The sequence below is a fragment of the Nocardiopsis protaetiae genome (assembly GCF_045446735.1).
Lineage (GTDB): Bacteria > Actinomycetota > Actinomycetes > Streptosporangiales > Streptosporangiaceae > Nocardiopsis > Nocardiopsis protaetiae.
In genome coordinates this window covers 1-9,640 of the sequence record NZ_JBJJBV010000255.1, presented here as the reverse complement: position 1 = coordinate 9,640, position 9,640 = coordinate 1, and the positions used below count along the sequence as shown (strand labels likewise).

8 protein-coding genes are annotated in these 9,640 nt (G+C 74.7%); 4 read left to right on the top strand and 4 right to left on the bottom strand.

The features are described 5' to 3' along the window. The 3 genes from ACJOT3_RS28060 to ACJOT3_RS28050 all read right to left on the bottom strand — a co-directional run. A partial coding sequence (locus tag ACJOT3_RS28060) for a helix-turn-helix transcriptional regulator (protein ID WP_406976131.1) occupies positions 1 to 839 on the bottom strand: 839 nt, incomplete at its 3' end. Next, complete coding sequence (locus ACJOT3_RS28055) at positions 836 to 1,792, bottom strand: SDR family oxidoreductase (protein ID WP_406976130.1); 957 nt, start codon at positions 1,790 to 1,792, stop codon at positions 836 to 838. The genes ACJOT3_RS28055 and ACJOT3_RS28060, both read right to left, overlap by 4 nt. A 228-nt stretch (positions 1,793 to 2,020) precedes the next feature. Beyond that, positions 2,021 to 4,336 carry an ABC transporter ATP-binding protein gene (locus tag ACJOT3_RS28050; RefSeq protein WP_406976129.1) on the bottom strand — a complete coding sequence of 772 codons (2,316 nt, stop codon included), beginning with the start codon at positions 4,334 to 4,336 and terminating at the stop codon, positions 2,021 to 2,023. Positions 4,337 to 4,793: 457 nt separating this feature from the next. Between ACJOT3_RS28050 and ACJOT3_RS28045 the strand changes: the two genes are divergently transcribed. Then, positions 4,794 to 6,044 (top strand): FUSC family protein, encoded by a 1,251-nt coding sequence (locus ACJOT3_RS28045; protein WP_406976128.1) that lies wholly within the window; start codon positions 4,794 to 4,796, stop codon positions 6,042 to 6,044. Positions 6,045 to 6,898: 854 nt separating this feature from the next. Here ACJOT3_RS28045 and ACJOT3_RS28040 read toward each other — a convergent pair. Next, positions 6,899 to 7,501, bottom strand: a complete 603-nt coding sequence (locus ACJOT3_RS28040) for a TetR/AcrR family transcriptional regulator (RefSeq protein ID WP_406976127.1) — start codon at positions 7,499 to 7,501, stop codon at positions 6,899 to 6,901. Between the two features lie 70 nt (positions 7,502 to 7,571). On the opposite strand from ACJOT3_RS28040, the gene ACJOT3_RS28035 reads away from it, so the two are divergent. From ACJOT3_RS28035 to ACJOT3_RS28025, 3 genes are all read left to right on the top strand, one after another. Beyond that, on the top strand, positions 7,572 to 8,375 hold the full coding sequence (locus tag ACJOT3_RS28035; protein ID WP_406976126.1) for an MBL fold metallo-hydrolase: 804 nt from the start codon (positions 7,572 to 7,574) through the stop codon (positions 8,373 to 8,375). Between the two features lie 77 nt (positions 8,376 to 8,452). After that, positions 8,453 to 9,223 (top strand): MerR family transcriptional regulator, encoded by a 771-nt coding sequence (locus ACJOT3_RS28030; RefSeq protein ID WP_406976125.1) that lies wholly within the window; start codon positions 8,453 to 8,455, stop codon positions 9,221 to 9,223. Then, a complete protein-coding gene (locus ACJOT3_RS28025) occupies positions 9,220 to 9,576 on the top strand; it encodes a hypothetical protein (RefSeq protein ID WP_406976124.1) in 357 nt (118 codons plus the stop codon). The genes ACJOT3_RS28030 and ACJOT3_RS28025 overlap by 4 nt, the downstream gene beginning before the upstream one ends. Positions 9,577 to 9,640 lie beyond the last annotated feature (64 nt).

Below are 9,640 nucleotides of genomic sequence, written 5' to 3'. Positions count from 1 at the left end.
ACGTGTATGCGCTGGGTGCCCAGGGCGCACAGCAGGGCGAGCCGGGAGTGGCTCTCCCCGCCGGGTTCGGCGGTGAACACCGTCAGCGCCTGGAAGCGGTCCGGGTCGAACAGTGTCTGCCCGTGGACGCGGATCTCACCGACCTCGGGGTGCAGGATCGTCTTCACCTCGCAGTACGGCGGGGGCACCGGCCGCCGCGCCCACAGGTCGGCGAACTCCGTGCTCTCTGCGGACAGGCCGCCGACCAGGGCCTGGACCGGGGCGCGCAGGGACGACTCGGCCGAGGCCCGGACCAGGTGCCCGACCAGCGCCTCGGAATGGTGCGCGTGCTCCCGCTCCGGGGTCCGCTCCCGCTCGGCGGGGTCGGTGAACCAGCGGTGGATGCGGCTGCGCCGCCGCCCGGTGAACCGGGTCTCGTCGCCCAGCAGCGCCACCGCGGGCGGTGTCTGCGCCAGGGTCTCGCCCAGCACCGTCACCACCTGCGCCGGTGTGTCCTGGAGGCGGGCGAGTACGCGGGTGAGACCCGCGTTGACGTGGTCGTCACCGGAGGCGCGGGCGGGCACCGAACGCCCCGCCAGCAGGAACAGGTGATCGCGTTCGTCCAGTGTGAGCTGGAGGGCGCGGGCGAGCACCGCCAGGACCTGGTCGGAGGGGACCGGGCCGTTGACCTGCTCGATCTTGGTGTAGTAGTCGGTCGAGACCCCGCTCAGCGCCGCCACCTCCTCCCGCCGCAGCCCGCGGGCGCGGCGGCGCGGCCCGCGCGGCAGGCCCACGTCCTCCGGGGACAGCGCCTCCCGCCGGGCCCGCAGGAACTCCGCCAGCCGCCGCCGTTCGATCACCGGCGCGCCTCCTCGGTGTCGGGGATGTCCACACCGGTGGCCTGGAGCGTCGCCTCCCACACCCGGGCGGCGAGCTCCGGGTCGCGGGCGGAACGGTAGATCCGCTGCTCGGCGGCCGAACCGGTGAAGTGTCCCGGGCCGTCGGGCCCGTAGAACCGGCCGCCCCCGGCTTCGGGACGGGTGGCTGCCAGCAGTGCGGGGAGTGCCCCGGCACGCGGGGTCTGCACGAACACGCCCGCCCGGGACAGCGTTCGCATGACCCCCGCGACCGGGGAGGGCTTGGCGCGGCCCAGGTTCGGGCCCGCGCTGTAGAGGTTGGTGTACACGGTGCCCGGGTGGGCCGCGTTGCTCACCACGCCCCACCCGTGCGCGCGGCTGCGGCGGTCCAGCTCCAGGGCGAACAGCAGCTGGGCGAGCTTGGAGGCGCCGTACGCGCGCACCGGCGCGTACCCGCCGGTGCCGCGCAGGTCGGCCGGGTCGACCCGGCCGGACCCGGCGGCGGCGCTGGACACCGAGGTGATGCGGGTGCGCGAGCGCCGCAGCAGCGGGAACAGGCGGCCGATGAACGCGGCGTGCCCGAGGTGGTTGGTCGCCATCTGCAGCTCGAACCCGTCCTCGGTGAGGATGTGCGCGGGCGGGGTCATGATCCCCGCGTTCGCGATGAGGAGGTCGATGTCCCGGTCGGCCTCCAGGAGTTCCTCGGCGGCGCCCCGGACCGAGGCCTGCGAGGCCAGGTCCAGGGGCAGGGAGGTGATCGTCGCCCCGGGGGACCCGGCGCGCAGCCGGGCCAGCGCCGCCGCGCCCTTGGCCGGGGTCCGGAAGGGCAGCACCAGGTCGGCGCCCGCGGCCGCCAGGCGCCGCGCCAGCTCCAGCCCGATGCCGTCGCTTGCACCGGTGACCAGGGCCCGGCGGCCCCTCAGGTCGGGTACGTCCACGTCGCGGAACTTCGCCATCGTTCGTCCTCCGGGGAATCGGTCGTCCCCACCATCGTGAACGTGCGCCCGTGGCGGATCCATGCCCTGCCGTTGCAATGGTCCGGGTTACATGGAGGGTGACGGGAAACCGGTTTTAAGCGCCCCGGGGAAGCCCCGGGGAGCACGCGTTGGCCCCGGTCGCCGGTCCGCGCCCCGGAACGCGATGGGTTCTCGATCATCCTCACGGCGCGGGTCACCCGGTCCGGGTCACACGGCGCGGCCGGGCTCCCCGGCGCGGTCGCGGTAGGCCTGCGCCTGTAGGTCCCACAGCTCCCGGTACACGCCGCCCTGCTCCATCAGCTCCTCGTGCGAGCCCTGGGCGACCACACGCCCGCGTTCGAGCACCATGATCAGGTCGGCCATCCGCACCGACGCCAGCCGGTGCGTGATGAGCACCACCGTCGCCCCCGTCCGCCCCGCGTGCGCGTGCAGCGAGGAGAAGAACCGGTGCTCGGCACGGGCGTCCAGCGCCGACGTGGGCTCGTCCGCGATCAGCAACGGCACCGCCGCCCCGTCATCGCCCCGGTGGAACCCCCGCGCCGCCGCCAGGCGCTGCCACTGCCCGCCCGACGGCTCGTGCCCGTGCGCGAACCGCTTGTCCAGCAGCGTCTCCCACCCGCGCGGCAGGTCCGCCACCACCGTGTCCGCGTGCGAGGCCCCGGCCGCCCGCGCCAGCCGCTCCAGGTCGCCCTCCGGGCCGCCCATCACCACGTTGCCGCGCGCCGTCATCGGCCAGTGCGTGTGGTCCTGGGCGATCACCGCCACCCGCGAACGCAGGTCGTCGGCGTCCACCCCCGCCAGGTCGGTCGCGTCCCAGCACACCCGGCCGGAGTCGGGCGCGTACAGCCCCGACAGCAGCTTGGCCAGGGTGCTCTTGCCGGAGCCGTTCTCACCGACCAGCGCCACCGTCCGACCCCGGGGCAGCACCAGGTCCACCCCCGCCAGGGCCGGTCCCGGGTCGTCGCCGCCGGTGCCGGTGTCGGTGTTGACGCCGGTGCCGGTGTCGCCCCGCGGGTAGGAGAACGTCACGTCCTCCACCCGGATCTCGTCGAACCCCTCCGGGGCGGGAGCCAGCCCCCGGCGGGGCGTGCGGGCGCGCGCCCGCTCCTCCAGTTCCACCAGGTCGGCGACGTACAGCCCCGCCTCGTACACCTGGCTCACCGACACCAGAACCGTGCCCAGCGCACCCTGGGCGACCCGCACCGCCACCACCGCGGCCCCGGCCGCCGCGATCGGCACCACACCCTCGACCAGCAGCATTCCCAGCGCCACGAACACCACCGCCGTGGCCGCCCCGCCCAGGGCCCCGCCCGCCACCCGGATCAGCGCCATCCGCGTCGCCAGCCGCAGCCGGGCCTCCAGCTCCCGGTCGGCGAACCGGTCGAACTCCGCGCGCAGCCGCGGCCCCATCGTGTACGAACGCAGCTCGGCGGCGGTGCGCCGGTCGATCATCAGGTGCTGGAGCATGAACTTGCGGCGCATGACCTCGGTGAGCTTCAACGTCAGCCGGTACCGCAGCCGGGCCGAGGCCGCCGAACTCCACCACTGGGGGACCATCGCCACCAGGATCAGCGGCAGCAGCACCGGGTGCAGGGTGCCCAGCACACCCGCGGCCGCCGCGATCGCCACCAGGCCGGTGAGCACGTCCAGGCTGGTGCGGACCAGCATGCCCATCTGGTCGCAGCCGGTCGCGTACCCCCGGAACACGTGGTCGTTGAAGGTGCTGTCGTCGAACGCGGCCACCTCCACCTCGGTGACCACCTCGTTGAACCGGCGCTCGGCCGCCAGCACCACCTTGGGTTCCAGCCGGGCCTGGGCGCGCCCGGCCAGCGCCCCGCAGGCACCCCGGACGACCAGGGCCGCGGCGAGCAGCAGCAGGGAGGGCAGCGCCGCCTCGACCCGGTCGGGGGTGGGCACGGACGCGAACACCTCCTCCAGGACGGCGTTGGTCGCCACCAGCGCCCACGCGGTGGCCGCGCCCATCCCCAGCCCGAACACGGCGGTGGCGGCCAGGTCGCCGGGCCCCGCCCGCCAGCCCACGGCCAGGGCGCGGCCGACCAGGGCGGGCATCCGGCGGGCCATCGACCACCACGTGGCCTCGCGGGCCCGGTCGCGGAACATCCGGTATTCCGGGGTGGCGAGCTCCTCGGGGTCGCCGTCGGGGGCCTGGGGGCCGTCCTCACCCGCCGTCGCGTCGGTGCCGTGCGGGTCCGGGTCGCGGGGGTCCGGGCCGCTCGCGCTAGGCGTGCTGTGCTCGCCGTGCTGGGCGGGGTCGTGCAGGGTGGGGGCGTGCGCACCGTCCGCGTCGTCCGCACTGTGCGGGTCGGGGCCGTGCAGACCGTCGGCGCCGTGCACACCGTCGGCGCCGTGCGCGCCGTGCGGGGCGGGGCCGTCGGCCGTGGGGGAGGGGTGCGCGCGGCCGCTCGCGGGGGCGCCGGGGGAGGGGATGGTCGGGGAGGCGGAGGGGGTGTCGTGCTCGGGATCGTTCTCGGTGGCGTCGGCGTCGGCGTCATGGGCGCGCAACAGGTGTTCCTCTCCGTTTCCGTGGCGGGGACAGGCCGATCATGACGGCCCGGACCGTCCCTGTGGGAGGGGGCGACCGATTGCGGTCCGACCGCATCCGGCCGCGGGGCGCTCGGCCGGGGGCGGACGCGCACCTGCGGGCCCCTGGCCGGGCCCGGACCGGCCGGGTAACGGGCGACCCGAATCCGTGTTCGATGCGGCCGTCCGTGCCCTCCCGTGGTCCGGCGCGCCGCCTGTCGCCGCCCGGGGCGGAACATCACGAAGTTCGCCCTGTGGGCGCTTGGTCGCCCTTTGTCGTCCTGATGCCGCCGTGGGCGCCCGATCCCGGTACGCGACCCGCGCGAAACGCGACGATCACGCAGAACCCGCACTCTCCCCGCCCGTACCGCTATCAATGGAACCGCGGGAACGCGCACCCCCCACCACGCGTCCGGACGTCGGCGAGGTGAGGTGGTACATGGCGGGGCGTCGGGGGCACACCCGTGACCTGCGGCACCGGATCGAGGGGATCGCCCACCAGGTGAGCGACCGCCTCACCGCGCACACGTGGTCGGTCGTGCAGGCCACCCTGGCCGCCGTCATCGCCTGGGCCATCGCCGGCGGCCTCGTCCAGGACCACAGCCCGTTCTTCGCGCCCATCGCCGCCGTCATCGCCCTCAACGCCTCCGGCGGCGAACGCGGCTCCAACGCCGTCAAGCTCCTCGCCGGGGTGTTCATCGGCATCGGCGCGGGCGAGCTCGCCCTGGCGCTGCGCTTCAACGAACTCGTCACCATGAGCGCGGCCACCCTGCTGGCCATGCTCGTCGCCGTCGCCATCAACGCCGAGCGCGCCGTCATCGGGCAGGCGGCTGCCAGCGCCATCCTGACCACGATCTTCATCGGGGACGGCAGCCCCGGCATCGACCGGCTCGTCGACGCCCTCATCGGCGCGGGCGTCGCCCTGGTGTTCAGCCAGCTGCTGTTCCCCGCCCGGCTGGTGGCGCTGCTGCGCCGCATCGAGGTGGACGCGCTCGGCGAGATGTCGGGCATGCTCACCGGCGTCGCCCAGGCGCTGGACGAGGAAGGGGACGTGTCCAGCCAGCAGATGGTGAACCGGCTCGGCGACCTGAGCCGGCCGATGGCGGAACTGAGCCGCGCCCGCGAGAGCAGCATGACCACCATCCGGCTGTCCACGATCCGCTGGGGCGACCCGCAGCCGGTGCTGGACGAGGACGAGATCATCGAACGCCTCATCCTGCTGGCGGAGAGCTGCCTGTTCCTGTGCCGCAGCACCGCCGCCATGGGCGCCCACGAGCGCCGCGAACTGGTGCCGATCGTGTCCGGCATGGCCGACGTGCTGGCCATCCTCGCCGACGACCTCAGCAGCCGGGAGGCGCGCGAGCAGGCGGTGGAGCAGGCGCTGATGACCGCCCGCATGTACGGGCCGGGGCGGCCCGACGACGACCAGGTCACCCAGGCCACCCACCTGGCGGTGGAGATGGTCGCCACCGACATCATGCTGTTCGCGGGCATCCGGTTCGAGGAGGTGGAGGAGGTCCTCCAGGGGGACCTCGACGAGCCGCTGATCCCGCCGCCGCCGGGTGTGCCGTGGCTCCCCTGGCTGCGCTGGCGCCCCCGCTGGGACCGCGTCCGCCGCTGGGGGCCGGGGCCGCGGCGGCCGGGCGGCCCGCGCCGGTTCGGGCGCTGGCGCCCGGGCCCGCCCCGCTGAACACCTGATGATCAGCACCACTGAACATCGGTACTGCTGAACATCAGCTCCCCTGCTCTTCCGTGTCGCTGACGCCCCGGTTCTGCCGCCGGGCCGGTCTCCCCGTCGCCCGGGCGCGGCCGCCGGGTGCGGCTTGCCGCCGCTCGGCGCCACCGGGCATGGACCGCCGTCCGGCGTCGGCCGGGTGGCCCGCGCCGCTGTGGCCGGTGGTGCCTGGTCGACCGCCTGATCGTCAGCACTGCTGAACGTCAGTACTCCTGATGTTCCGTGCCGCTGATGTGGAACATCGGCCGGTGGGGGCATGAGCCGCGTCGGCCGGAACGCCGCGCCGCTATGGCGGCGGGCGGCCGGGGTGCGCTGTCGGCGTTCTGCTGCGGTGGGCGGGCTTCCGGCTCGCGCCGGTTCGGTGGTTCGGGATGGTTCCGCTGCGGCGCACCCACCGCCCCGTCGGTCGGACGATCATCGGCACTGCTGAATGTCAGCATCACTGATGTTCCGTGCCGCTGACGTATTGCTTCGGCTGGTGGGAACGCCGTTCGTGTCGGGTGCGCGGTCTGCGCCGGTTCGGCTGCTGAAGTCCCTGCCGGGCTGGATGAGGTGCGGCTTCGGTCATCGCCGCCACTGGCCGGCCTGTGGTGGCTCGGCGCCCCGGCGTGTGGCTTGGGTCGGTGGGATGCGGTCCGTGTCGACGGGCGGTGGCCGCTGGTGCGGGTGTCGGCGGTCGGGCTCGGGGCGGCTGACAGATGTCGCGGATCGGTGAGGGCAGGGTCGTCTTGCGGGTGCGGGATGGTCAGCGCTGCTGATGTTCAGTGGTGCTGACTTTCGGTGGTGCTGACTTTTGAGGGCGGGTGGGGTCAGGTCGGGGGGTGGGCGAGGGTGGTGTGCATGAGACGGCGGGCGCGGGGGGCGGCGGCCGGGTCGGCCAGGAGCTGGATCTCCTGGTTGGCGGCCATGGCGGTGCCGACCAGGGCCGACACGAGGGCGTCGGCGTCGGTGTTCGGGGGCAGCTGGGCCGCGGCGCGGGCGGCGTCGATCTCCCCGCGCAGGAAGGTGCGCCAGCGGGTCACCGCGCCCTGGAGGCGGGTGCGCAGCTCGCCCGGCCGGCCGTCGAGCTCGAACGAGGCGGCGGTGACGAAGCAGCCGTTGGGGAAGGGGCTGTCGGCCAGGTAGGCGCACCAGGCGTCGACGATCGCGCGCAGCCGGGGCATGCCCTGTTCGGCGGTCAGGCCCGGGCGCACCACCGCCTCGACGAACATCCCCACCGCCCGGTCCAGCACGGCCAGCTGGAGATCGGTGCGGGAGCCGAAGGGGCCGAACACCCCCGCCTTGCTCATTCCCAGCGCGTCGGCCAGCGAGCCGATGGTCAGTCCGCACAGCCCCGCCCCCGAGGCCTGTGTCACCGCCTCCCGGACGATGCGGTCGCGGGTGCGGCGGGCCTCTTCGGCGGATTTCCTCATGCCCCTGATTTTAGCGAACACTCGTGTGCTAATTTTGGCGAACGATCGTTTGCTAAAAGGAGGAGGGCATATGCGCATCCGCTGGCTGGGCTGGGCCGGGGTGGAGATCGAGACGGCCGGGGAGACCCTGGTCATCGACCTCCTCGGCGGACCCGAGGGTGTCCTGGAGGGGACCGGGCTCACCGCGCCCCTGCCGCGGGTCGTCCCCCCGCGCGGCGGGGCGCTCGCCGGGCTCTGCACCCACCTGCACCGCGACCACACCGACGCCGCCGCCCTCGCCGGTGCGCTGCGCCCGGGCGGCCGGGTCCTGCACCCGCGCGGTTTCGGCGGCGACGACCACGAGAACCTGTGGATCCTCAAGGCCGACGCCGAACTCGACGCCCACGGCCTGCCCCGGCAGGAGGTGGACCCCTGGGAGACGACGACCGTCGGGCCGTTCACCGTCGCCGCCGTCCCGGCGGTCGACACCCTCGGCGACCCCCAGGTGTCCTGGGCCGTCGAGGCCGGGGGCGTGCGCGCCATCCACCTCGGCGACGGCATGTTCCACGGCTACTGGTGGCGCGCCGCCCACCGGTACGGCCCCTTCGACGTGGCGCTGGTGCCGATCAACGGCCCCGTCGTCTGCTTCCCGCACTGTCAGCCGCCCAGCCCCTACCCCGCCTCCCTCGACGCCGAGCAGGCCGCCGTGGCCGTGCGCCTGCTCGGGGCGCGCGTCGCCGTGCCCATCCACTACGACGGCTTCCACATCGACGGCTTCTACGACACCCGCCCCGGGGAACTCGACCGCTTCCTCGCCGCCGCCTCCGGCGAGTCCTTCGAGGTCTTCGCCGCACCCCAGGGCGAGGAGCTCGTGGTCGAGCCCGCCCGGAGATAACGGTTGCGGTTGACGTAGGGTCAACGCCTAACGTCGGGGACCGGACCGGAGGGACCGGTCCGACGAGGGGAGCGGTCATGCCGTCCTGGTCGACCGGGCAGGTGTGCCGGATGACCGGCGTCAGCTCACGGACCCTGCGCCACTACCACCGCATCGGGCTCTTGCGGCCCGCCGCGGTGGCACCCGGCGGGGTGCGCCACTACGGCCGCGCCGAACTGCTGCGGCTCCAGCGCATCCTGCTCATGCGTGAACTGGGGCTGGCCCTGGCCGACATCGCCGCCGTGCTCGACGCCGACCGCGACCCGGCCGGGGCGCTGCGCACCCACCTGCGCGACCTGCTGGCCGAACGCGACCGCGTCGACACCCTCGTCACCACCGTGCGCCGCACCCTGGACGCACTGGAGGAGGAGGGGACCATGGGCGCCCTCGACCCCGAGACGCTCTTCGCCGGATTCGACACCGCCGCCTACACCGACCGCGCCCGCGCGCAGTGGCCCGCCGAGTGGGGGCAGGCGGCCCGGGCCGCCGACGGCCGCGGCCCGCAGGACTGGGCGGCGGACAGGGCCGAGCTGGCCGCCCAGCTGGAGCGGATGGCCGCCCACCTGGCGGCCGGCCGCCCCGTCACCGACCCGGCCGTGCAGGCGGAGGTGCACGACCACTACCTGAGGATCGCCCGCATGTGGACGCCCGACGCCGACGCCTTCGCCCACCTGGGCCGGGTGTACGCCGAGGAGGGACCGTGGCGCGAGGTGCACGAGGCGGTGGCCCCCGGGCTGGCCGACTACCAGTGCGAGGCCATGGCCGCCTACGCCCTGGCCCGCCTGGACGTTCGGAAGGAGCAGCGGTGATCCCGCCCGACTGGACAGCGCACCACCGGGAGGAGGACGGCGAGGTGCTGGGCTACCTCGCCCCGGCCGGGGAGGGCGCCTACACCCCGATGACCCCGTTCGGACACGCGGCGGGGGAGCCGGGCGCCGAGGCCGGCGCGCGCGCCGCCCTCGACGCCCGCGGGCTCGCCTACCTGGCCGGCCCCTGGCGGCTGCGGCTGCCGGGGCGCGCCGAGCCGATCACCGTGCGGATCGTGGAGGTGGGCCCCGACCGGATGCGGGTGGCCAACGCCGACTTCGGCTACGAGGAGGCCGACCTGGGGCACGTCTTCACCCTGGACGTTCCCGAACCGGGGAGGTTGAGCCCCGCCTGAGTGCTGCGCCGAGCCGAGCCGGGGCGTGGTCGGCGGATGCCGCCGCCCGGTTCGGCGCCCCCTT